Annotated in this window: 21 protein-coding genes, 8 tRNA genes and 1 other RNA gene; 28 read left to right on the forward strand and 2 right to left on the reverse strand. The window is 35.0% G+C overall.

From position 1 onward, the window contains the following. Both LQV47_RS13225 and ssrA read right to left on the reverse strand, forming a co-directional pair. Positions 1-3,105: an N-6 DNA methylase gene (locus LQV47_RS13225; RefSeq protein WP_230037599.1), complete on the reverse strand. Its 3,105-nt coding sequence runs from the start codon at positions 3,103-3,105 to the stop codon at positions 1-3. Between the two features lie 853 nt (positions 3,106-3,958). Beyond that, positions 3,959-4,357: a transfer-messenger RNA gene (ssrA, locus tag LQV47_RS13230) on the reverse strand. A 312-nt stretch (positions 4,358-4,669) separates the two neighbouring features. Between ssrA and rpsU the strand changes: the two genes are divergently transcribed. From rpsU to rplL, 28 genes are all read left to right on the forward strand, one after another. Further along, a complete protein-coding gene (rpsU, locus tag LQV47_RS13235) occupies positions 4,670-4,867 on the forward strand; it encodes a 30S ribosomal protein S21 (RefSeq protein WP_047493530.1) in 198 nt (65 codons plus the stop codon). A gap of 83 nt (positions 4,868-4,950) precedes the next feature. Then, on the forward strand, positions 4,951-5,838 hold the full coding sequence (locus tag LQV47_RS13240; RefSeq protein ID WP_230037631.1) for a tyrosine-type recombinase/integrase: 888 nt from the start codon (positions 4,951-4,953) through the stop codon (positions 5,836-5,838). Next, on the forward strand, positions 5,835-6,125 hold the full coding sequence (locus LQV47_RS13245) for an HPF/RaiA family ribosome-associated protein (RefSeq protein ID WP_230037601.1): 291 nt from the start codon (positions 5,835-5,837) through the stop codon (positions 6,123-6,125). Before LQV47_RS13240 ends, LQV47_RS13245 begins: the two co-directional genes overlap by 4 nt. A gap of 107 nt (positions 6,126-6,232) precedes the next feature. Beyond that, positions 6,233-6,306 (forward strand) — tRNA-Thr (locus tag LQV47_RS13250). 19 nt (positions 6,307-6,325) lie between these two features. Continuing rightward, positions 6,326-6,406, forward strand: a tRNA-Tyr gene (locus LQV47_RS13255). 87 nt (positions 6,407-6,493) lie between these two features. After that, positions 6,494-6,566, forward strand: a tRNA-Gly gene (locus LQV47_RS13260). Between the two features lie 90 nt (positions 6,567-6,656). After that, positions 6,657-6,730, forward strand: a tRNA-Thr gene (locus LQV47_RS13265). A 21-nt stretch (positions 6,731-6,751) separates the two neighbouring features. Beyond that, positions 6,752-6,832, forward strand: a tRNA-Tyr gene (locus tag LQV47_RS13270). 83 nt (positions 6,833-6,915) lie between these two features. After that, a tRNA-Gly gene (locus LQV47_RS13275) sits at positions 6,916-6,988 on the forward strand. Positions 6,989-7,028: 40 nt separating this feature from the next. Further along, a tRNA-Thr gene (locus tag LQV47_RS13280) sits at positions 7,029-7,100 on the forward strand. A gap of 190 nt (positions 7,101-7,290) precedes the next feature. After that, positions 7,291-7,971, forward strand: coding sequence for a response regulator transcription factor (locus tag LQV47_RS13285; protein ID WP_230037603.1), 681 nt, complete (start codon positions 7,291-7,293; stop codon positions 7,969-7,971). Beyond that, positions 7,972-9,336, forward strand: coding sequence for an ATP-binding protein (locus LQV47_RS13290; protein ID WP_230037605.1), 1,365 nt, complete (start codon positions 7,972-7,974; stop codon positions 9,334-9,336). Between the two features lie 215 nt (positions 9,337-9,551). Beyond that, entirely contained in the window at positions 9,552-10,793 is a 1,242-nt protein-coding gene (locus LQV47_RS13295; protein ID WP_230037607.1) for a TolC family protein, read from the forward strand. A 2-nt stretch (positions 10,794-10,795) separates the two neighbouring features. Further along, on the forward strand, positions 10,796-11,881 hold the full coding sequence (locus tag LQV47_RS13300) for an efflux RND transporter periplasmic adaptor subunit (protein WP_230037609.1): 1,086 nt from the start codon (positions 10,796-10,798) through the stop codon (positions 11,879-11,881). Positions 11,882-12,118: 237 nt separating this feature from the next. After that, positions 12,119-15,217, forward strand: a complete 3,099-nt coding sequence (locus LQV47_RS13305) for a CusA/CzcA family heavy metal efflux RND transporter (RefSeq protein WP_230037611.1) — start codon at positions 12,119-12,121, stop codon at positions 15,215-15,217. Positions 15,218-15,457: 240 nt separating this feature from the next. Continuing rightward, complete coding sequence (locus LQV47_RS13310) at positions 15,458-16,018, forward strand: hypothetical protein (RefSeq protein ID WP_230037613.1); 561 nt, start codon at positions 15,458-15,460, stop codon at positions 16,016-16,018. A gap of 7 nt (positions 16,019-16,025) precedes the next feature. Beyond that, positions 16,026-17,120 carry a hypothetical protein gene (locus tag LQV47_RS13315; RefSeq protein WP_230037615.1) on the forward strand — a complete coding sequence of 365 codons (1,095 nt, stop codon included), beginning with the start codon at positions 16,026-16,028 and terminating at the stop codon, positions 17,118-17,120. 287 nt (positions 17,121-17,407) lie between these two features. Beyond that, positions 17,408-18,619: an elongation factor Tu gene (tuf, locus tag LQV47_RS13320; RefSeq protein ID WP_103291895.1), complete on the forward strand. Its 1,212-nt coding sequence runs from the start codon at positions 17,408-17,410 to the stop codon at positions 18,617-18,619. Between the two features lie 55 nt (positions 18,620-18,674). After that, a tRNA-Trp gene (locus tag LQV47_RS13325) sits at positions 18,675-18,745 on the forward strand. Positions 18,746-18,757: 12 nt separating this feature from the next. Then, positions 18,758-18,964, forward strand: a complete 207-nt coding sequence (gene secE / locus LQV47_RS13330) for a preprotein translocase subunit SecE (protein WP_047493559.1) — start codon at positions 18,758-18,760, stop codon at positions 18,962-18,964. 18 nt (positions 18,965-18,982) lie between these two features. Beyond that, positions 18,983-19,525, forward strand: coding sequence for a transcription termination/antitermination protein NusG (gene nusG, locus LQV47_RS13335; protein WP_230037617.1), 543 nt, complete (start codon positions 18,983-18,985; stop codon positions 19,523-19,525). A 443-nt stretch (positions 19,526-19,968) separates the two neighbouring features. Further along, positions 19,969-20,589 (forward strand): hypothetical protein, encoded by a 621-nt coding sequence (locus tag LQV47_RS13340; RefSeq protein ID WP_230037619.1) that lies wholly within the window; start codon positions 19,969-19,971, stop codon positions 20,587-20,589. Between the two features lie 12 nt (positions 20,590-20,601). After that, complete coding sequence (locus LQV47_RS13345; protein WP_230037621.1) at positions 20,602-21,249, forward strand: hypothetical protein; 648 nt, start codon at positions 20,602-20,604, stop codon at positions 21,247-21,249. A 7-nt stretch (positions 21,250-21,256) separates the two neighbouring features. After that, on the forward strand, positions 21,257-21,925 hold the full coding sequence (locus LQV47_RS13350) for a hypothetical protein (RefSeq protein ID WP_230037623.1): 669 nt from the start codon (positions 21,257-21,259) through the stop codon (positions 21,923-21,925). Between the two features lie 520 nt (positions 21,926-22,445). After that, positions 22,446-22,889 (forward strand): 50S ribosomal protein L11, encoded by a 444-nt coding sequence (rplK, locus tag LQV47_RS13355; RefSeq protein ID WP_230037624.1) that lies wholly within the window; start codon positions 22,446-22,448, stop codon positions 22,887-22,889. A gap of 11 nt (positions 22,890-22,900) precedes the next feature. Beyond that, positions 22,901-23,593: a 50S ribosomal protein L1 gene (gene rplA / locus LQV47_RS13360; RefSeq protein ID WP_047493574.1), complete on the forward strand. Its 693-nt coding sequence runs from the start codon at positions 22,901-22,903 to the stop codon at positions 23,591-23,593. Positions 23,594-23,611: 18 nt separating this feature from the next. Then, a complete protein-coding gene (gene rplJ, locus LQV47_RS13365) occupies positions 23,612-24,196 on the forward strand; it encodes a 50S ribosomal protein L10 (RefSeq protein ID WP_230037626.1) in 585 nt (194 codons plus the stop codon). 46 nt (positions 24,197-24,242) lie between these two features. Beyond that, positions 24,243-24,608 carry a 50S ribosomal protein L7/L12 gene (gene rplL, locus LQV47_RS13370; protein WP_047493581.1) on the forward strand — a complete coding sequence of 122 codons (366 nt, stop codon included), beginning with the start codon at positions 24,243-24,245 and terminating at the stop codon, positions 24,606-24,608. The last annotated feature ends 153 nt before the right edge of the window (positions 24,609-24,761 follow it).

A 24,761-nucleotide genomic window follows, 5' to 3' on the forward strand; every position in this document is an offset into this window, starting at 1 on the left:
TTAATTCTCATTTAAAATTTCAAGAATTAACTCATTTGCATCTTCTATTGCCATTGATTGTGACCAAAATCTACATTGATTAGGTCTAATTATATAAATATCATTACCTGTTTTATAATTTAATTTCTTTCTAAAATAAATACTGCTTGCTTTTTTTTTCCATAAATATTGGTCTAAGGTCTTCAGTTCTTCGTCAATAAATTCTTTTGATATATTAATTTCTTTTTGTTTTTTATCAAAAGTTATTTTAACCATCATTATAGGTGAAAACCGACTAATGTTATACACTGTTAAATTTGCGTATAGTTCTTGACCATCAAAAAAATCATTGATTTCAAGACTTATTACTTTGCTATATTCTTGTACTTGTACTTCTTTTACAGGATACAAAGATATAGACTTTTCCTGTTTGTGAAATAGCTCAATATTATTTAAAAGGTGCTTAACTATAAACTGTTCATTTTCAGTTAAACGGCTTATAATTATTTTGTTAATTTCATCTTCTACTAGCTTATTTACAGTGTAGAATTCCTTGCTATACAGTTTTTCATCAAATAACTGTACAATATAATCCTTCTGGCTCTTGCTTAATTGTTCTAATAAATAGGGTGCTTCAAAAAGTTCCTTGTGCTTAACAACATCTCTTTCAATTCCCCAACTTGATGTTGTTAAAAAAGCGTAGTATCTAATAAAGTCTGAATTTAAATAAGCCGTCAATAATTTTAATAGAAATTCATTGTCAGTTTTTGAATAAATACCTACGATCCCCTTTGAATATGCGCTTTTATAATCTACAAAGGAAGCTAATAATGAAAGGTGATTTTCTTCATTGACTTTTATGCCCTCATTAAGCAAAATATGAGAAACTTCATAAGCTTCTGTTTTACCCAATCTCCTAAATTTAACGTTTTCAATTCTATCAGTTGGTTTAGGTGTATAATATTTTAAAATATTATTTGGAGTATGAATTGGTAATTCCTTGATTTCATTATTGGGTTTATTAGCAGGACTACTAAGTTCAAAACCAACACCATAATCGATGTCTTGATTTTCAAAGAAAGATTTAATGGTTGTGAAGCTATGGTTGAGATTTTGGATTAGCTCCCAATCATTCATCCCGCCCCACATTCCAATTTTCCAAATTTTAGTATCAGGTTTTTGGCATTCTTCTCTTGGTAGATACTTTAAATCCGTAAAGTCAATGCTTAATCCCTCAATTAAATTTGATTTTATAAATGTTTTTGGAGCGTAATATGCTATTTTGTTATTTGGATTTTTTGGTTGTTTTTTCTGATAGAATACAATGCTTATTGGTCCTGTTGCGTCACCGAATAATTGTCCTCCAAAATTCTTTTTAGCATTACGAAGAATAGAAAAATTAAAAACTTTATCTACATAACAATCATTGAATAGCCATTTTCTAAAGTTTAGATAGGTGCTACCTGTATTGGTTAATACTTTAGTATTGAATATTAAGGCTATTTCGCCATTGGGTGCGAATTCTGTTGCTTTATGTAAAAATGGTAAAACCATTTCTTTTGCAAAATTATGTTTATTGCAATAGGCTCTAATGTTTGTATGTTTATTATCAATATCCTTTTCGTCTGATATTAATCCACCAAACGGAGGATTGCCAACTATCAAATCAAATTCAATAGCTTCTATTTCTTTGTTTTGTGCAATAGTGTCTCTGCAAAATAAATTTCCTCCTTGTATTTTTAACGATGTATCATTAGGGTTATTAATCAAATTTGGCAAACGGTGTTTTTTCTTTTGCCATAAAGTTTTTGGGTCTAAGCTATCAACCAATGCCAGATACAAACTAAACGCAGCCACTTTTATAGCTTGCGGATGTAGTTCGATACCAAAGATATTATCTGTTAATAATTTCTTTAATTTATTAAAGTCGTTTAGCTTTTCTTGGTGTTGGTTTTCATAGCGTTTTACTAATCGTTTGAAACTCTCAACTAAGAAAATTCCTGAACCACAACTCGGGTCTAATACCTTGATATTGTAATTCTTTTCGCCGTTATTAGTAGGAATTTTTTCATTTAAAATAAATTCTACCAAAGATGGAGGAGTGTAATAAGTGCCTGTTTGTTTTTTTAATTCAGGGTCTGTATTAAAAAGGAAATTCTCGTAAATTTCACTCAATAATTCAATCTGGATGATACTAAAGTTGAATAATCTCCAATCTTCAAAAAGCTTTATTTGTGGAGTGTTGTCATTTCCACTAATAAAACATTTTTTAATAATTTGAAGTTGGTTTGGAGATATTTTTTCAATTATTTCATCATGGCCGTTTCTTTCTAATGTGAAAACATTACCATTAAAATCTTCTTCTAATCGTTCATAAAGTCTATATGTGGCTTCAGCATCATCCAATACATCAAAATACGAATCTGCATCTTTCTTGTAAAGTGAATAAAGCTTTTTGTCAGTTGCCCCCCTATCTTCAAGATATAATAAGAATAATGAACGGAGTATAATTTTATGAATAAAATTAATTTCTAAACCTTCATTTTCAAGCTGTCTTGAAGTGTTGATTAAACTTTCTACTAAGTATTTATCAACTCTTTTTTGTAGATTGATTTTATCTCGAACAAACTGTGCGTCTTCTAAAGTCCAAATAATTCCTGTATCAATGGCAATTCTCGAAAATAATTTATTAAGTTCCTGTAATTGCTGTTTTTCAGAAAATTGATAAGATTTAATTTCAATTTCTTTTAATTTTGTTTTGTAATCAAAATCATCTTTGGTTACAATAAGAGGCTTCTCTGAACAATTATAGATGCGGATTTCTGTTTCGGAATAAACATAAAGAAACAATACTTTTTTGTAATTCCAAATTTTACGTTGTGTTTCCGCAATATCTTTTAACGTTTCTACATCATTAAAATTAGGAACTTCTTTCAGAAAAACAGAAGGAAAACTATTTTGGGTTTCTTCATCTGTATTAAAGTAAACTAAATCAATTCCAAAGTCTTTTTCTTTTACTTCATTTAGGATAACAGCTTCACTATCCAATAGATTTTTACTATTGGACTGAAGAATTGGTTTCGCTCTGTCTAAACCAAGGAATTCAAGTATATTAAGTTTTGCCATATTGTTTTATTCAGTACAAAGCTTATACTAAAAATACAAATTTTTCAATCTACAAAGTTAATCAATTTTGGCTAAAACAGAGTGTAATTTTATGCTTAGTATGACTATTGAGTTACTTGCAGTTCTAATCTATTAATGTTTTTTTGGTATTTTCAAATTGCTGTTCAAAGTTATATTAGTAATGCGACAAAAGTCGTCGCATTAAAATTTATTTTTTATATATCTTGATATAGTACCCATATTAGTCTTAGGGAGGGGTTAAGACGATTTAAAAAGAATGGCAATATGTTTAAAAGCTCAACATTTCTTTTCCTGCTTAGATTTAAGATTAGATAAGGATTACAGTGATTACTTTTATTATTCTATATGTATGTTTAAAATGGTGTCAAATTAATTTACTTGTTCTCTTTTCAAAATAATAAATTTTTGCAATTTTTAATAATGTGTTGAACAGTAAGAATAACGACCAATTTTACGAAAATTAAAACCTTTTGTTAAAAATCTATATGAATATTTTTGTACAAATGATTGATTATTCAATGATGTATAGATTGAAAAATGAATCAATATAGACAAGGTATAAAAAGAGTTAAAATTCCATTGTTGAAAATCCAAATTTTTATTATTTTCCGTGTATAATATGTTAGTATTTTAATGATAATAATTTTTATAGTTTGTATCTTTACATCTCATAAAGCTTATAATTGAGGTTTTATTCAAATGAATAAATGAGGTTTAATTAGAAGTAATAATTAACAATTTTAATTTTCGGATACAATTTCGGATACAAAATAAAAAAGAGAAAATGTAATTATTTAGAAATAAATAAGTTACAAATTCTCTTTTTGTTCTTTAGTGGAGTTGGAGGGATTCGAACCCTCGTCCAAACAAGCAATACATAAGATTTCTACATGCTTATTCTACCATTGATTTTTGACTGGAGGCAGAGGGCAGACACCCAACTTCCAGCTTATCTTCTAAAGTTTTCGAGTTTCAGCCAAAGCATCTGAAACCTTATTCCTGCATTCCTATATCTCAGGATCAAACGCCGCAGAACAGAGCATTTGTGAGATATCTTGCTTCCTTACTATCTTCAGGAAAACGCTTGATCTACTATACTTCGATATTAAGCTGCAAGAGCGAACTCTTCGTTGCCAGTTAAAGTTGTGTAGCAAGGGATTAAAGAGATCGCGCTACGGTTCTCTGCATGCTTACTTACCCATTGATCTTGCTGTCGAAACCAGTCAACCCCATAAGTAAAGTGAATACAAAGATAATGATTTTTGTTAACATAGCATTATTATAGAATTTTTTTGTGACAATATAGGGGGATGTAGCTATGTTTTGGCCGGTTGGGATAAGAAAAGGGTAGAGCGAATCAAATGAAACAAGATGTTTATCCGGGAATGTTAATTAATTGTGGATAAAATAATTACTGTAGGTATCACCCTTGAACACAAGGTCTTTGGTGAGATAATGAGCTTAAATATGATAGTTTTTGGGTATATATTTTGTAATTTAAGAAAAAATGTCTAGTTTTGCAATCCAAAATGAGATGTAAAATATGTTAATAATACCAGTAAAAGATGGTGAATCCATCGACAGAGCTCTAAAGAAATACAAGAGAAAATTTGATAAAACAGGTACAGTTCGTCAATTAAGATCTAGACAACAGTTTATTAAGCCTTCTGTGACTTTAAGACAATCTAGACTGAAAGCTGCTTACAAACAAAGAGCACTTAGTAAAGAAGAACAGGCTTAAGATTTTTTCTTAGACCATATACTAATTCACTCCTTAAATTCTTATATTTGAGGAGTGAATTTTTCGTTTTCACACCTGAAGTAATGCTGAATAAGTTTTTAGAATATTTAGAGCTCGAAAAGAGGTATTCTCCTCATACTATTACAAGCTACAAAAAAGACCTTGATGACTTTTCTTGTTTCTATCTTAAAACAGAGTCATCAGAAGATATCTTTAAAGCAGATAAAAAAATCATCCGGAACTTTATTGTAGAATTAAGTGAGCATGGTATTTCAAAAAGAAGTATCAATAGAAAATTATCCTCACTCCGCAGTTTTTTCCTTTTCCTTTTAAAAATAGGCGAAATTAAGGTTTCTCCTGTAGAAGGAGTTTCCTCTCTGAAATTTTACCCCGAGAAGCAAATACCCATGTCTAAGGAGGAAATGGGAGATCTTGGCGAGCGGATTCTGGAACATACCCATGATATACTGGATAAATGTATCATAGAAGTGCTTTATCAAACCGGCATACGGAAAGCCGAGCTTTGTGGCCTGATATTTGAGAATGTTGATATAGAAGGGAATGAATTAAAAGTAATTGGAAAAGGGAATAAGGCGAGGCTGGTTCCTATTTCCGAAGACCTGTCCGGACTCCTTAAAAGTTATCTGGAAATAAGAAATCCACAGGCGGAATTCAAATCCTGTTTTTTCGTGAATAAGAAAGGGAAAAAACTCAATGAAAAATTTGTTTATGTGGTAGTTAATAAGTACCTTAGTCTTGTTACAACGAAAGAAAAAAGAAGTCCTCATATCCTTCGGCATAGCTTTGCTACTCATGTATTGGATAATGGGGCGGAGATCTCCAAAGTAAAAAAAATATTAGGGCATTCCAGTCTTGCAAGTACTCAAGTCTATACGAATGCTAATATTGAACAATTGAAAAAAGTGTTTAATCAAGCTCATCCTCGAGCGTCTAAAAAAGAAGAATTATGAAGATTTCAGTTCAATCAATTGGTTTAACTCCACACGAACCACTAGAATCACACATTGAAAAAAAAGTAAGCAAATTAGGAACCTTCTATGATAAAATTCAGGAGTGCAAGGTTTTCTTAAAAGTGGAAAATAACTCTGACAGATCTAATAAAACTGCTGAGATTATTTTGGCTGTTCCGGGAGACGATATCGTGGTTAAGAAGACAAGCGCAACTTTTGAGGAAAGTTTGGATCTATGCGTTGATACTGCTAAAAAGCTACTAATCAAGAAAAAAGAAATGGCTTAGGAAAAAAAGTTTAAAAAAGTTCATAAAAAATTTGAGAATTCAAAAAATCCGTTCTATATTTGCACTCGCAAAAAAGGAACAGCGATCTTTTGAATTCTTTTTAATTTGCCTCCATAGCTCAGCTGGCCAGAGCACGTGATTTGTAATCTCGGGGTCGTGGGTTCGAATCCCTCTGGAGGCTCATTTTAATATAAAACTTTGGGGAGATTCCAGAGTGGCTAAATGGGACTGACTGTAACTCAGTTGCTTCGGCTTCGCAGGTTCGAATCCTGCTCTCCCCACATTTATATTATGAAAAAAAACTTGCAGGATTGAAGAATTATTCTTAGTTTTGCACAGCGTTTACCAATGGTTTTGGAAACAAAATTGCGGAAGTAGCTCAGTTGGTAGAGCGTCAGCCTTCCAAGCTGAATGTCGCGGGTTCGACCCCCGTCTTCCGCTCAAAATAATCACCTTATAAAAGTGATATTTTTAACAGCTGAAATGTATAGAGTAGAGTTTCTCCATCAGTTTCAGTTCAATTATTAAAATGCCTCCATAGCTCAGCTGGCCAGAGCACGTGATTTGTAATCTCGGGGTCGTGGGTTCGAATCCCTCTGGAGGCTCTATTTTAATATAAAAACTTTGGGGAGATTCCAGAGTGGCTAAATGGGACTGACTGTAACTCAGTTGCTTCGGCTTCGCAGGTTCGAATCCTGCTCTCCCCACTTTTATATTAAAAAAACTTGCAGAATAAAAGAATTATTCTTAGTTTTGCAAAGCGTTTACCAATAATTTTGGAAGCAAAATTGCGGAAGTAGCTCAGTTGGTAGAGCGTCAGCCTTCCAAGCTGAATGTCGCGGGTTCGACCCCCGTCTTCCGCTCAAAAAATCATGCTAATTCAGTGTGATTTTTTTATTTGATGCCGACTTAGCTCAGCGGTAGAGTGCTTCCTTGGTAAGGAAGAGGTCACGGGTTCAAGTCCCGTAGTTGGCTCTCAATTTTCCCGGATTTTATTCGGGAATTTTTTTTATCCAAACTTTAACGATCAAGAATAAGAATATAGATAAAAGTTATTTATTTGATGATTTTACAAACTATCCACGTAGTATTTAAAAACTTTTTTATATCATCTTTAGAATGGCAATCATAAATTTTTTGTTAAATTCGTGTAAAATATATTTTGATGAATATTCTTTTATTAGAAGATGATCTTATTCTTTCCGCAGAACTTTGCAGATTTTTAGAATCTAATAATTTTAGCTGTGACAAAATCTATGATGGAGAAACTTTTCTTCGTCAGATCAAGAACAATACCTACGATCTGTATCTGCTGGACATTAATGTACCTAAAATAAATGGATTGGATGTTTGCCAGACCATTCGTTCTTTTGATAAAAATACCCCTATCATTATTATTTCGGCATATGGAGACCTCTCTGATAAGAAGGATGCCTTTACGAGATTGGCAGATGATTACCTTGTAAAGCCTTTTCAATTTGAAGAACTGCTTTTAAGAATCAACTCTTTGCTTAGAAGGAAAGCTCCATCTGATGCTTCCGATCAGGATATCATCAGAGTTGATGACCTTATTATCAATAAAACGGAACAGAAGGTATACCGTGGAGGCAATGAGATCACCCTTACTTTAAAAGAGTTTCAGCTTTTGGTTTATCTTGCCGAAGCGCAGGGAAGAACTGTTTCTAAGCAACAGATCACAGAACATGTTTGGGAGCACAATTTTAATACGAATACCAATACCGTAGAGGTTTATATCAATTTTTTAAGAAAAAAAATCGATAAGGATTTTAAAATAAAACTGATCCACACACGTTCGGGGTTTGGATATTACTTAAGTCCATTATAAATGTCTTTAAAAAGAAAGATTGCTTTAACGATCAGTATTGCCTTTTCACTGCTTTTTGGAATGGTGATGGCTGTGATTTATTTATCTTTCAATGATTTCAGACGGGATGAGTTTAAGGAAAGGTTCAGGCAGAGACTGGAGTTTACCACCCATTTTATTTCTAGATCTAAAGATTTTGAAGAAGAGGCGCCTATTTTTTTTAATGAGAATTCAGATAATATTCTTTTAAATGAAAAGATTTTAATTTTCAATGATAAAAAAGAACTGATTTACAGTACGATCAAAGATCAGAATGTTACATGGGATACCAACATGCTTAAGGAACTGGACAAAAAAAAGATCATCTATACTGAAAAGACCATCCCGGAGATTTATGCAGCCTTGCGAACTATTAATGGTGAGAATTATTACATACTTACCAGTGCCTTTGACACCAATGGAAAATCAAAACTGACTTACCTTAAGTATCTTTTGATTTTAGCATATGTGATGAGTACCCTTCTGATTGGTTTTTTCAGCTATTACTTCGTGGAAAAATTCCTGCGGCCCCTGGAAGATCTGAATCAGGAAATTTCAGAAGTTACCGCTCATCAACTAACAAAACAAATCCCTGTTCAGCAGTCGAATGATGAAGTAAGCGTTCTGGCAAAGTCTTTTAACACGATGATTGTACGGCTGAATGATGTATTTCAATCCCAGAAAGATTTTACAGCGAGTGCCTCACATGAAATAAGGACTCCGATTACAAGGATGGCTTTCCAGCTTGAAAACCTGATTACATTTGAGAAACACTCTCCTAAAACCCTGTCTGCGCTACAGCAGATTCAAAGAGATGTATATCAGCTGTCAGATCTTACCAATTCATTATTACTTCTCACCAAATTTGATAAAGAAAATATTCAGAGTATTTATGAGGAGGTAAGAATTGATGAAGTCATATTTGAAGCTTTTGAGGGGGTAGAGAAAAGTTATCCCGATCTTAAGCTTGATTTTCTCATTACCGAAGATACTTCTGAAAATGCTCTGCTTACGATAGATGGGATACCGTCTTTGTTAGTTATCGTTTTTATTAATCTGTTTAAAAATGCTGCAGTATATTCTGATAATACAGAAGTGAAAGTTTTAATAACTGAAACCAACGACCGCCTTTACGTAGAGGTAATCTCTCATGGGGATATTATTCCTGAAGAAGAGCAATCTAAATTATTTGAAGCCTTTACCAGAGGAAATAATGCTCAGAATATATCCGGATCAGGATTAGGGCTGAGGATTGTTAAACGTATTCTTGAGTACCATGACTCTGAAATTGTATATTCTTCACCTGAGGAATACCTGAATAAATTCACTGTAATTTTTAAAAAATAATTCCCGTACCATTTCTTTATTTTTAAAATATCTATTTTAATTAACAGGAATTGGTTTTCATATAAAAATTCAACATATAGAGAAAAAAATAAATTTTCTTCTGTTTAAATACTTTGTGAAATAGCCTGTTTACAAAGATTTTAATTTTATTTTAAGCCTCATTTAAGTTTCTTTTAATCATATGAAAGCAATTTTGTAGTTTAAAAAGAATAATAATGAACAGAATAGCAATGCTGTTTCTAGCCATTTCCTCATTCATGGCAGGACAGCAGCAAATGTCTCTTTTGGATTGTGAAGAAGCTTTCCAAAAGAACAACCTCCAGCTGCTTGCCGAACAGTACAATATTAACATGGCAGATGCTGATATTCTACAGGCTAAAATCTTGGAGCTGCCACAGCTCAGCGGACAGTTCAATGCTTATAACCCCGGGGATAAAAAGCTCTTTGATGCTGGCCATTCAAAAGGAGGAAGCATTACACAGCTCATTTATATGGGAGGAAAAAAGAAAAATGAAATAGCCTTTGCAAAATCCAATAAAGAACTGGCTCAGCTCCAGTTTTCCCAATTACTGGTAGATCTGAGAGCGCAACTTCGTACTGCTTATTTCAACCTCTATTATGAAAAATTAAAACTGGAGAATACCGATAAGCAATTAGGATATATGAATGATCTTCTAAGCGCTTACCGTGTACAGTCAGAGAAAGGAAACGTATCTCTTAAAGATGCTGTAAGATTACAGAGCCTTGTTATTCAGCTGAATCACGATAAACTTGAAATCAATAAGAATATTCTTGATTTTGAACAGAATCTAAAAATTTTAACGGGAATTCCGGAAGATATAGAGCCACAAATGTCAGAACCGGAAGCTAAGGAGGCTCTGGCTGCCCAGCCTTTTGGTGATGCCGAAGAACTGAGAAAAAAGGCCCTTAAAAATAATGCGGATTATCGGTATCATTTAAAATTAATTGATAATAGCAAATTATACGCTCAATGGCAAAAATCCTTGAATATTCCGGACCTGAATGTTGGAGCTGCATGGGATCAGGCAGGAGGCACTTTTAATAATGAAGTGAATCTTACCCTGGGAATTCCCCTGCCACTATGGAAGGCCAATCAGGGAAATGTTGAAAAAGCCAATTATGCCATTCAGCAAAACCAGAAAAATGCAGACTTTCAAAAATTAACGCTTGAGACTAAAATACAGTCTGCTTACAAAACATGGAAAGCACAGTATGATCAGCTGCAGGATATCAAAACAACAGATCTGAAAAATATGGATGTGGTCTATAACGGAATGGTCACCAATTTTAGAAAGGGAAATGTAAATCTTATCGAATTTACAGATTTTATGGACAGCTATAGAGAAGCAGCGCTCCAAATCTATGATATGAAGAATGAAATCATGCAGTCGGCGGAACAACTTAATCAATTAATACAAACGAAAATCTTCTATTAACTATGAAAACATATATTATCCCTGTATTGATGGTCTTATCATTACTGGCCTGTTCAAAAAAAGAGGAAGAAAAAACAAATCAGCCTAAGAAAGGCTTCGAGCTTAGCAATACGATGCTGGGTTCTATTTCTTTAGCTAAAGCGGAGAAAAAGAATATAGAAGATGTGTATAGCTTTTACGGAAAGATTTCTGCAGATAAAAACAGTTATATAGATGTATATCCGCTTGTAGGCGGAAATGTAATGAGTGTAAATGTAGAGTTGGGGGATTACGTTAAAAAAGGACAGGTGCTGGCCACCATCAGGAGTACGGAACTCGCGGAAGTTCAAAAAGATGTAAGCGATTCAAAAACTGATTTGGTAGTGGCTACGAATAATCTTCGGGTTGCTAAGGAGCTGTACGAAGGAAAACTTAATACAGAAAGAGATGTACTGGAAGCTAAAAGCCAGTTGCAGAAAGCTCAGGATCAATTACAGAGAGCCTCTGCTATAAGTACGGTATATAATGTAAAGTCGGGTAATATTTACAGTGTGGTAGCTCCAATCAGCGGATATATCGTTCAGAAAAGTATCAATAAGGATATGCAGCTGAGAAGCGATAGAAGTGAAAATATTTTTGATGTAGCCAACACCACGAATGTATGGGCTATCATGAACGTTAATGAATCAGATATTGATAAAATAAACCTGGGAATGAAAGCGCAGGTTTCTACACTTTCTTACCCGGATAAAGTTTTTGATGGTAAAATTGATAAAATATTCAAAATTATTGATCCGCAAACCAATGCAATGCAGGCCAGAGTTGTTCTGGATAATGCTAACGGGTTGCTGATTCCGGATAGTAAGGCTACGATAAAAGTATCCAGTTTGGAAAATAATACGATGCTGACGGTTCCTTCCAAGGCCGTGATCTTTGATGATAACAAAAGTTTTGTGGTGGTTTTTAAATCCAGGACAGATGTGAAGGTGAAAGAAGTTAAGGTTCAGAAACAGGTAGGTGATGTCACTTATATTGCAGATGGGCTGACCGAAGGAGAGGAGGTGATTACCAACAATCAGCTGTTGATTTACCGCTCTTTGAATAATTAAATTTTGTTTGAGTTTTAATTTGAAACATTAAGAATATTATTATGCAGAATTAAGAAGGTAAGTTTAATTAGAAAAACATCCAAGATGTTTTTTAAGCATCGCAACTTAGTCAATTCGCCTGCGGGTTACTTAACAATCTCAACTCCTTAAATAAAAAACTTAATGGTTCAAGAACCTTCAGCAATTCAACATTTAGTTATTAGTCTAATATCTAAAGTCTAACATCTAATTTCTACTATGAATAAATTCATTAAAAATATAATCGCTTTTTCATTAAAAAATAAAGCATTTACCTTTATCTGGGTAGCTATTTTAGCGATTGCCGGCTTTATAAGTTTCAAGAACATGCCGATTGAAGCTTTTCCCGATGTTACCAATACCCAGATTGTAATCATTACCCAGTGGAATGGGCGTAGTGCAGAAGAAGTGGAACGTTTTGTTACTACCCCTATCGAATTAGCTATGAGCCCGGTTCAGAAGAAAACCAGCGTGAGAAGTACCACTATGTTTGGACTTTCCATTGTTAAAATTCTGTTTGACGATGGGGTGGACGATACTTTTGCCAGAAATCAGGTCAATAACCAATTAAGAACCATTAGCCTTCCTGATGAGGTAGATCCTGAAGTACAGCCACCCTACGGGCCCACCGGCGAGATTTTCAGATATACGCTGGAAAGTAAAACAAAAGATTCCCGTAAACTGCTTACCCTTCAGAATTGGGTTATTGACCGTGCTTTGAGAGGAGTGCCGGGAGTGGCGGATATTAATGTTTTCGGGGGCCAGGATAAAGTTTTTGAACTGAGTATTGATCCCAGGGCTTTGGATAAATACAATTTAACTCCGCTGCAGGTATACGATGCTGTGACTAAAAGTAACCTGAATGTTGGGGGAGATGTCATTGAAAAAAATGGACAGGCCTATGTCGTAAGAGGAATAGGTTTGGTGAAATCGGTAGCTGATATAGGAAATATCACCATTCAGAATGACAGTGGGAACCCTGTTTTGGTGAAAAATGTAGCCGAAGTACATGAAAGTTCTATGCCCAGGGTAGGGCAGGCGGGTTTGAATACCCATGAAGATACTGTAGAAGGGATTGTGGTGATGAGAAAAGGAGAGAATCCGAGAGAGGTTTTAATAGGTGTAAAAGCCAAGATTAAAGAACTCAACGAAAAGATTCTTCCTAAAGATGTAAAAATGGTAACCTTTTATGACAGGGACAATCTGATGGATTTTACGACACGTACCGTGATGCACAACCTTATTGAAGGAATTATTCTGGTAACAGTAATCGTTCTTATCTTTATGGCAGACTGGAGAACTACACTGATTGTTTCCATTATTATTCCCTTATCTCTGCTGTTTGCATTTTTATGCTTAAAATTGGCAGGAATGAGCGCCAACCTACTTTCATTGGGAGCTGTTGACTTTGGAATTATCATTGACGGTGCCGTCGTCATGGTGGAAGGACTCTTTGTAATGCTCGATCGTAAAGCCCATAAATATGGAACAGAAAAATTTAATAAACTGGCAAAAGGTGGCTGGATCAAACAAACCGGTACCGGGTTGGGAAAAGCCATTTTTTTCTCAAAGCTGATTATCATCACTTCCCTGATTCCTATTTTCTCATTCCAGAAAGTAGAAGGGAAAATGTTTTCGCCTCTGGCCTTTACTTTAGGATTTGCATTGATAGGAGCATTGATATTTACATTAACCCTTGTTCCTGTTCTTTCTCATATCCTTTTAAATAAAAATGTAAAAGAAAAGAACAATCCTTTTGTCAATTTTTGGGACAGAATTGTTTTAAAAGGCTTTAATATGACCTTCAGGCATAAAAAGACCAGCATGATCGTTGCCATCTCATTCCTCGCATTAACGTTATTCTCAGGTAGGTTTCTCGGAACAGAATTCTTACCCCAGTTGAATGAAGGTTCTTTGTGGATTACCGCGGAAATGCCAATGAGCTCATCATTAAAAGAGTCCCTTAAAACAGCAGACCTTTTAAAGAAAGATATTATGAGCTTTTCTGAAGTAACGGATGTTCTGGCCCAGACGGGTAGAAGCAATGACGGTACAGATCCCAATGGATTTGGATTTGTACAGTTTGCCGTAAATCTTAAACCAAGGGAAGAATGGAAACGTAAGATCACTTATGAAGAACTAATTAATGAAATTGATAAAAAACTTCGGAGCTATCAGGGCATTACGTTCAACTACTCTCAGCCGATTTCAGATAACGTGGCCGAAGCAGTAGCAGGTTTTAAAGCCGAAAACGGGATTAAAATCTATGGAGATAACTTAGAAACTCTGGATAAGCTGGCAGAAGAAATCTTAGTAAAAATTAAAGATGTAAAAGGGGTAAAAGATCCGGGAATCATTAAAAATATCGGTCAGCCGGAAGTAAGTGTTGTTTTAGACCGGGATAAAATGGCAGCATACGGTGTAATGCCCGCAGATGCACAGGCAGTGCTGGAAATGGCCTTTGGTGGCAAAACAGCTTCCGAAATGTTTGACGGCGAAAGGAAATTTCCTATTCGTCTCCGTTATTCCCAGGAATACAGAAAAGATGAAAATGATATTGCCTCTTTGATGGTACCTACCCAGGACGGAGCAAAAATCCCGTTGAAGGAAATAAGTACTATTGTAAAAGACAACGGAGCTGCATTTATTTACAGAGATAATATTAAAAGATATATTGGGGTCAAGTTTTCAATCAGAGACAGGGATCTGGGGAGTACGATTGCCGATGCTCAGAAAAAAGTGGAAAAAATTGAGCTTCCTGATGGATATTCTATAGGATGGACAGGCCAGTTTGAAAACCAGCAGCGGGCTTCACACAGATTGGCTCAGGTGGTGCCCGTAAGTATTTTGATGATCTTCTTTTTGTTATTTATCCTGTTTGGAAATATTAAAGATTCACTTCTTGTATTGGCCAATGTACCTTTTGCTCTGATAGGAGGAATTATTGCCCTGCATGTGACCGGAATAAACTTTGGTATTTCTGCAGGAGTAGGGATGATAGCCCTTTTGGGAATCTGTATCCAGAATGGGGTAATCCTTATTACAGAGTTTCATCAGAATGTAAAAGAAGGAATGGATATAGATACAGCCATATTAAGTGGTGTTAAATCCAGAACCAGACCGGTGATTATGACGGCACTTATGGCATCTATCGGATTAATGCCGGCTGCTTTATCTACAGGAATTGGATCAGAATCTCAAAAACCCCTGGCAATTGTCATCATTGGAGGCCTTATTACAGCAACCGTCCTTACCTTACTTATTTTCCCGATAATTTTCTGGATTTTCAACAGAACCCAAAAATTACGGCCCATTTAATCTTGTTTTTATATAACTTCTTCGCCCCGGTCTTTTCGGGGCGAAGTCTTTTTTAGCTTTCTCTTGTATGATTTCAAATAAAATAATTAAATTGGCGAATTAATTATAAACAAATGATAACCACAAAAACAATGAGCTCCCAACCTTTACGACATTTGTAGAAAGTTCCTCCTTATTTTCAAACACAGGCTTACAATAGCTCTTATAATATGTCTTACTTTGCAAATGTTAAAACACAATATGAAACACTACAAGAAATCGGTTCTCTTCCTATTTGGATTTTTAATCATCCTGCTCCCACTGCAGCTGATTTTTAAGATGAATATTGAAGAAACCTACCCATCCTTTAATTTTCCTGGATTTTCCTCATATCCTATAAAAGACGGAAAGTATATTAAATTTACAAAAACAACTTCCCATGTCTTTTTTAAAGATGGAGCGGACAGTATTTTAGTCAATAATGATTATCTGGGAGATAAAATACCCAGAACGATACAGATCACCCTAATCCAAAATTTACTTTTTCCTAAGGAATATCCGGTTTTAGACAGCCGGATAAACAGTCTGCCTCTCTATAAAAAGGAACTTTATCTTTTAAAAAAGTCTATCCTTAACCGGAATATTAAAAAAGTTGACCTAAACGAAAGCAAAAAATTCATTGTAGAAAAATTGAGAGAAAGATTTCCGGACAAAGAAGTAACAGGCATGGAGGTGATCAATGAAACTAAAGATTTCGATATCACCACAAGAAAAATGAATGATACAGCCGTCCGGGATACTGTATTGAGTTTCCGATTTTAAATTAACAATGATGAATAAACTAAAAGAACTTCCTTTCACCAGTTACCGTCCAAGCTATGAGTTTCTGGCTTTTTACCGGATATTTTTCTCTCTGTTCCTATTATGGATGGGAGTGTCAGATAACAGCTGGATTCATTCTATTCCTAACAGTGCCATGCATCCGCCTATCAGTGTACTGTCTTTTATAGATTTCATTCCCTCAGAAATTTTCTTTGTGCTATGCAGATACATAATGTACCTTGGGTTGCTGTTGATTCTGATAGGCTATAAACCAAGGATATTTGCAATACTTTATATGGCCGTGTATGTACTGACCAGTAATTATGCCTATTCTTTTGGAAAAGTGAACCATGATTTTGTTTATACTCTGCCGATCTTAATAATGGCATTTTCACCATGGAACAGAACCTACAGTTTCTTTCCGGAGCCCGAAAAAGAAACGGATGGTCCAGCGAAGTCGTGGCCTCTGTTCATGATAAGCCTGATCTTCAGTTTCGGAATGTTTACCGCCGGACTTTCTAAAATTCTAGGAGGATGGCTAAGTATGGATACCCAGTATACACAGATCTTTTTTAGTCAGTACAGGTATATTATAGGATGGAATGACTTTCTTTCGGATTTTTATGACGGAATACATTCTAAAGTGTTCTGGGAGTTTCTGGATTATATGACTGTCTTTTTTGAAACCATTTTTATAGTAGCTTTTCTTTATCCGAAGTTTTTCAGGTTGATGCTTCTGCTAACCGTTTTTTTTCATCTTAATGTACTTCTGATGCTGAATATCTCATTTATGTATTCAATAGGGCTCTATAGTCTGTTTATTCCTGCTTATTTGCTTCCTGCAAGTTTCAGAAATAAAGTAAAAAAAATACTTGCCCGTTTATTTAATCCAAATTATAGAGGAATTGCATTCATACTGATCGTTCTGTATTTGTTAATTCTTGGCTTCTTTAATATCAATACCATTGGCTTTATTTGCAATGAATTTTTCTCTTTTGTTGCCTTTGGCCAGAATTCTACATCGCTGATCATGATAGGGGGAGCCTTCTTTTTGGCTTTGTACTTATTTATAAGGTCATTCAGAATGCCAACGGATAAATAAAAAAGATGAAATGAGGATTACAGAGCAATACTAAAGTAAAGATGAAATAACAAATTTTATTCTTTTATATATTGGGTTTCAGGGTTTTTCGGAAAAGGTTTCTTAAAGTTTTTTTCAATTCAGAAAATTGTGTAAATTTGCAGTCTCAATACATTGAAATATAAGGTTTGTACTTCATTGGATTTGAATATTGAAACTTTTTTCAATAAAAAGGTTTTGGTATTTAAAAATTCATTATATTTGCACACCGAAAATTTGAAAAACAATAAATAAATAATTTTACAATCATGGCAAAGGAAACGTTTAATCGTAACAAACCACACTTGAACATTGGTACTATTGGTCACGTTGACCATGGTAAAACTACTCTTACAGCTGCTATTTCTGCTGTATTAGCTAGCAAAGGTCTTGCTGAGAAAAAAGACTTCTCTGCAATTGACTCTGCTCCAGAAGAAAAAGAAAGAGGTATTACTATCAATACTGCTCACATCGAATACGAAACTGAAAAAAGACACTATGCTCACGTTGACTGTCCAGGTCACGCCGACTATGTTAAGAACATGGTAACTGGTGCTGCTCAAATGGATGGAGCTATCGTAGTATGTGCTGCAACTGACGGTCCAATGCCTCAGACTAGAGAACATATCCTACTTTGCCGTCAGGTAAACGTACCAAGAATCGTTGTTTTCATGAACAAAGTTGACATGGTAGATGATCCTGAGTTATTAGAGCTTGTTGAAATGGAACTTAGAGACTTATTGTCTACTTATGATTTCGACGGAGACAACTCTCCAGTAATTCAAGGTTCTGCATTAGGAGCTCTTACTGCAGCTACTGCTTCTCCTGCTAACACAGAAGATAAGTGGTTCAAGAGCGTTGAAGAATTAATGGATGCTGTTGATACTTGGATCGAACAACCACCAAGAGATACTGAAAAGCCATTCTTGATGCCAATCGAAGACGTATTCTCTATTACAGGTAGAGGTACTGTAGCAACTGGTAGAATCGAGGCTGGTGTTATCAACACTGGAGATCCAGTTGATATCGTAGGTATGGGTGATGAGAAATTAACTTCTACTATTACAGGAGTTGAGATGTTCAGAAAGATCCTAGATAGAGGTGAAGCTGGAGATAACGTAGGTCTATTGTTGAGAGGTATTGAAAAAACTGACATCAAGAGAGGTATGGTTATCGCTAAGAAAGATTCAGTTAAGCCACACAAAAAATTCAAGGCTTCTGTTTATATCCTTTCTAAAGAAGAAGGTGGACGTCACACTCCATTCCACAACAAATACCGTCCTCAGTTCTACGTAAGAACTACTGACGTTACAGGTGAAATCTTCTTACCAGAAGGTGTAGAAATGGTAATGCCAGGAGATAACTTAGAGATCACTGTAGAATTGTTACAGCCAATTGCTCTTAACGTAGGTCTTAGATTTGCGATCAGAGAAGGAGGTAGAACAGTTGGTTCAGGTCAGGTTACTGAAATCTTAGACTAATCATCTTAAAATAAATAAAGCTTCCGAAAGGAAACTCTCGGAAGCTTTTTTAATTACGGGCATCGTCCAATGGTAGGATACCGGTCTCCAAAACCGTTGATCAGGGTTCGAATCCTTGTGCCCGTGCAAATATAAATTATGAGTTCATTTGTTGATTTTTTAAAAGGTTCTTATAACGAATTCAGACATAAAGTTGAATGGCCAAAATGGGCTGACCTACAGTCTTCTACTATTGTAGTGACTATTGCGACAGTTATTCTGGCATTGTTTACCTTTGGAGTTGATGAATTGTTTTCAAAAGCAATCAGCAACATCATAGGAATACTAATCAACTTGTTCAATTAATTAAAAGTATTTTCCATAATGAGCGAACTGAAATGGTATGTGCTGAAAGCAATCAGCGGACAGGAAAATAAAGTGAAAAACTATATTGAGACAGAAATCAAACGCTTAGGGTTTGAGCAGTACGTTACTCAAGTGGTTATCCCTATGGAAAAGGTTATTCAAATTAGAAACGGTAAAAAAGTTCCTAAAGAAAAGCCTTACTATCCTGGTTACTTGATGATTGAAGCTGAGTTGATGGGAGAGATTCCTCACGCTATTAAAAACATTCCCGGAGTAATATCTTTCTTAAGTTTAACAAAAGGAGGAGATCCAGTTCCAATGAGAAAGTCTGAAGTAAACAGAATGCTTGGAAGAATGGACGAACTATCAGAATTTGCCAGCGATGTGGAAATTCCATATATCGTAGGAGAAAATGTGAAAGTAATCGATGGACCTTTCAATGGATTCAATGGTACTGTTGAAAAAATTCTTGAAGATAAGAAGAAAATTGAAGTTTCTGTATTGATCTTCGGTAGAAAAACTCCAATGGAGCTTAGCTATATGCAAGTAGAAAAAGTATAATAATTACTTATAAATATAAAAAGACTGCTGTAAAGCGGTCTTTTTTGTTTTGTTCTCTGTCACTAATAAGTTTATATTTATTTTCTTTACCTGGTTCTTTTTCTGTTTATTTATGTGCATTTAAGTTTTGCAATGCTGTTTATTAAATCCACAGTTTACAATTCCTTTTTAATGCTTCTATACGGACTTTGCTATTGTTGAAATTATCGCCATATGGTGATAAGTTTGATTTTTTACTGATGTTTAAGGTATTTATGTACATTATTTTCCTTTATATGGCATACTTATTGTAACCAATCAAGCAACTAATCCATAAAACTTTATATTTTTCTTATTTGATACACTGTACAGCAGAAGTATTGAACTTTTATGCCTATATCGGAAATCAAAATTGAAAATTTCAACATGAAGAGGCGATTTCTACAATAAACACACATAATCCAATGATTAAATTTACTTCGATGATCCTTTTAACGGGGGCCGTTGCATTTGTAAACGCGCAGGTTGGTATCAATACTGCAACACCGGAAAAGGAACTTACCGTTAACGGGACTATGAAAACATCAGGAATGGTTTTCAAAAAACCTATGGAAAAACTTGGGGCTGATGAAAACTACACTTTTGTGATCAAATCTCCAGCTCCAGAAAACAAAATTACGGCCTATAATGATTCTTTTGTGCCCAATTCTCCGGCGCCTATTAATATTATCCAGTTTAAAATCACATGTGATCCTTCAGATAAAGACTGGGTTAACCAGTTCGATACCAAGATCAATTCTAAGAAATTCCTTGTTGTCATTTCTTCTTTTGGGTTTACCCAGCCTACCAGAACTTATTCTGCAGATTGGCTGACTCCGGTACCTCAGATTTTCGCCTATTCTTCAGGAGATACCTGGAAACTGAAAGCAGATTATCAGGGGTTCTCGCCATCTTCCACATTGCCTACGGGAGAATGGACTCTCAATTTATTGGTATATGACAGATCATACGCTAAAGAATTTAATACCACCCAGGATCTTAAAACTTCTACTACCGGTGCAGCTGCAGCTCCATTAATTCAATAAAAAACATACATAATGAAAAAAATTATCGCAATAGTCTTTGTAGCTTTTGCAGCTTTGGGCATGAACGCCCAGGTTGGAATTAATACAGTAAATCCTAAAGGAACTTTGGATGTAGAAGGTGAAACATTGGTTGAATCCTATTTGGTAGATACTGAAAATGCAACGGCAAGAGGAAACTATCTTCTTCTTACCCGTTCAAAAGACACTTCGCCTGTGGGTAAAGTAAAACTGCTGGACATTACACTTCGTAACGTAGCACCTGTTAATATTTATAATGTCGTTCTGAAAAATGTAAAACAGGATGAAGTGGTAAATCTGAATACAGGATTAGATGCCGATAAATATGTTGTGGCTGTTACAGGTGCTGTTTTTACAGATGCCGTATCAGCAGCTAACACTTCTACTAATCCCAAATCTTACGGTTCTTATTCTACAGAAGTAAGCCAGATCGTAAAAGCAGGAAAGAAATATCATGCTGTGAATTTAAGTTTTAAAGGTGCCGGTACTGCTTCTTCGGTCAACGGAACATGGTCTCTTACCCTTAATGTTTTTGAAAAGTCATTGGTTAAAGACTGGGGAACTTTTAACGGTTCGGTTTCAGCTTCTTCATCGCCGATTTATTCGGGAGTTTCAACTAATACGCCTTTAGGCCTTCAATAAAAAAGATATGATAAGAAAAATTTATATTACAATAATAATGGGCCTGGGACTATTTTTGAATGCTCAGACCGGTAAAGTAGGAATCAAGACAGATAAACCCACAGAGACTCTTGATGTCAATGGGAAAACATATACCAACTCTTTATATCTTAGAAATCCCGGGGAGCCTACCATGACGGGAGGTAGCTTTTTGGCGACATCCGAAAACGCCCTTCAGCTGTATGATCCAAACCTGGAAAGCAGCGGATTATTCAATTATCTTAAACTTACCCTTACAGGTGTATCCGGTAACGGAATTGCAGATTATGATACCAAAATAGATGCTAATAACTTCCTTGTTGTTCTTCATAACTATTCATTTAAATTAAATGATGGCAGTACCAATGTGATGCTTGACTATGGTGATAATGGAATTAACGATAATAAACAGGGGTCACCTGATGTTACCGCTTTCAAAAGCAACGGAACATGGCATATAAAAGCAAAATTTTCAGACAGTAGAATAATTGCAACCAATACTTCCACTCCATCACGAACCTACAATAACTTTACGGTAGACCTTTACCTGATGGCTTATAGAAGATTGATCACAAAGCATAATATCAATGAGGTAAACGCTAATCTGGGAGGAACAGATGGTTCTGCACAAACAATTAACAAGCCGTCCGGTTTTTAATTGACATTACTATATATAAAAAGACTGCAGACAGCGGTCTTTTTATGTATGCAAAATACTTAATTGATATGTTGAGACCTAAGCCTTATATTATGGTAATAGCTGATAGGGGGGATGGAATAAAGGGAAAAGATATTGAAAGAGAAATATAAATTATAAAGATAAAATAGAGAGATAGGGATAAGATTGATCAGAAAGTAAAAGTTCTTAACAGCAACAAATGAGAAAAATAAGGATCTTGTTTTTATTTTAAAATGTGATGAATTGTTTTGAGTTTCTCCAATATAAAATATATCCTGAAGATAGTCAGTGAAAAAGCGGAATGAACTGATACTCTGAACTTCTATATATCAATTAATTTCTTAAAACTTTTTAAAAATCAGCAATTTCGGTTTGTAGTTTCAAAAATATTTTATACTTTTGCAATCCGAAAAGTAGGTTTATTGTTATGTGAGTGCATAACCTACTGAATAATAAATGCTTCCAAACTCATTAATTATTCAAACTAAAAAAAATTAAAATGGCTAAGAAAGTCTTTAAAATGGTAAAGCTTCAGGTGAAAGGTGGCGCAGCTAACCCTTCTCCACCAGTAGGTCCAGCTTTGGGTTCTGCAGGTGTGAACATCATGGAGTTTTGTAAGCAATTTAACGGAAGAACCCAAGACAAGCCAGGGCAAGTTTTACCTGTAGTAATTACAGTATACGAAGACAAATCTTTTGAATTCGTAATTAAAACTCCACCTGCAGCAATTCAATTAATGGATGCAGCTAAGATCAAAGGAGGTTCCGGTGAACCAAACAGAAACAAAGTAGGTTCTGTATCTTGGGATCAGGTAAAGAAAATCGCTGAAGATAAAATGGCAGATCTTAACTGCTTTACAATTGACTCTGCACTTTCTATGGTAGCTGGTACTGCTAGATCTATGGGATTAAAAGTAACAGGAACTAAACCAACTAACGCTTAAAACTTATTGAAATGGCAAAATTAACAAAAAAGCAAAAAGAAGCTTTAAGCAAAGTAGAGAAAGGTAGAATCTATAACCTTGAAGAAGGTTCGGCTCTTGTAAAGGAAGTAAACACTACAAAGTTTGATGCTTCTGTAGATATCGCTGTAAGATTGGGTGTAGATCCAAGAAAAGCAAACCAAATGGTAAGAGGTGTAGTATCTCTTCCTCACGGAACTGGTAAAGATGTTAAAGTATTAGCTCTTGTAACACCAGATAAAGAAGCTGAAGCTAAAGAAGCTGGAGCTGATTATGTAGGTCTTGACGAATATTTACAAAAAATAAAAGATGGTTGGACAGATGTTGACGTTATCGTTACTATGCCAGCTGTTATGGGTAAATTAGGTCCATTAGGTAGAGTATTAGGTCCAAGAGGTTTAATGCCTAACCCTAAATCAGGAACTGTAACTATGGAAATTGGTAAAGCAGTAACTGAAGTGAAAGCTGGTAAAATTGATTTCAAAGTAGATAAGTATGGTATTATCCATGCTGGTATTGGTAAAGTGTCTTTTGATGCTGCTAAGATCAAAGAAAATGCTCAGGAATTAATCCAGACTTTGGTGAAAATGAAGCCTACAGCTGCTAAAGGAACTTATGTGAAAAGCATCTACTTGTCTTCTACCATGAGCCCGGGTATTGCAATTGATACAAAATCTGTTAACTAATATTAAATCCTTAAGACGATGACAAAAGACCAAAAAGTTGTAGCAATACAAGAGATCAAAGACTTGCTTCAGGATGCAAAAGTAGTATACGTAGCAGATCTAGAAGGATTGAACGCTGCTAAGTCTTCAGATTTCAGAAGACAGGCTTTCAAACAAAATATCAAAGTAAAAGTAGTAAAAAATACACTTTTACAAAAAGCAATGGAGCAAATTGATGGGGTAGATTTCTCTGAAATGTTCCCAACATTCAAAGGTAACTCTGCAATCATGATTGCTGATACTGCGAATGCTCCTGCAAAATTAATCCAAGGGTTCAGAAAAAAAGAAGATAAGCCTGCTTTAAAGTCTGCTTACCTTCAGGAAACTTTCTATGTTGGAGACGAAAACTTAACTTCACTTGCTAACATCAAGTCTAGAGAAGAAATGATCGGAGAAATCATCGGATTACTTCAATCTCCAATTCAAAGAGTTGTTTCTGCTCTTCAAAACAAACCTGAAACAGTAGAAGCTAAAGCTGAAGAAGCTGCTCCGGCTGTAGAAGAAACTCCTGCTGAAGCTCCAGAAGCTGCTGCAGAAAGCACTGAAGAAACAAGTGCTGAATAATTATACTCAAAAAATTAAATAAATAATCAACAAAAACATTACAACAATGTCAGATTTAAAAAATTTAGCTGAAACGCTAGTAAACTTAACAGTAAAAGACGTAAATGAATTAGCTACTATCCTTAAGGATGAGTACGGAATTGAGCCAGCTGCTGCTGCTGTAGTAGTTGCTGCAGGTGGTGGAGAAGCTGCTGAAGAAAAAACTGAATTCGACGTAATTCTTAAGTCTGCAGGTGCTTCTAAATTAGCTATCGTTAAATTGGTAAAAGATTTAACTGGTGCTGGTCTTAAAGAAGCTAAAGATATCGTAGATGGTGCTCCAGCTGCAATTAAGCAAGGAGTTTCTAAAGACGAAGCTGAAGCTCTTAAGAAGCAATTAGAAGAAGCTGGTGCTGAAGTAGAATTGAAATAATTTTCAATTGTATTATAAATATAGAAGCCCGGGCATTTGCCCGGGCTTTTTTGTTGCCTGATAATCACCTGTTTAACCATTTAGTTTATAAATGTATTGAGATTTTATTATCTTAAATTCTATAATATTTAATTATTATTATCAATTTAATAA

It is taken from the genome of Chryseobacterium sp. Bi04 (assembly GCF_918698085.1).
In the GTDB taxonomy this organism is placed as follows: domain Bacteria; phylum Bacteroidota; class Bacteroidia; order Flavobacteriales; family Weeksellaceae; genus Chryseobacterium.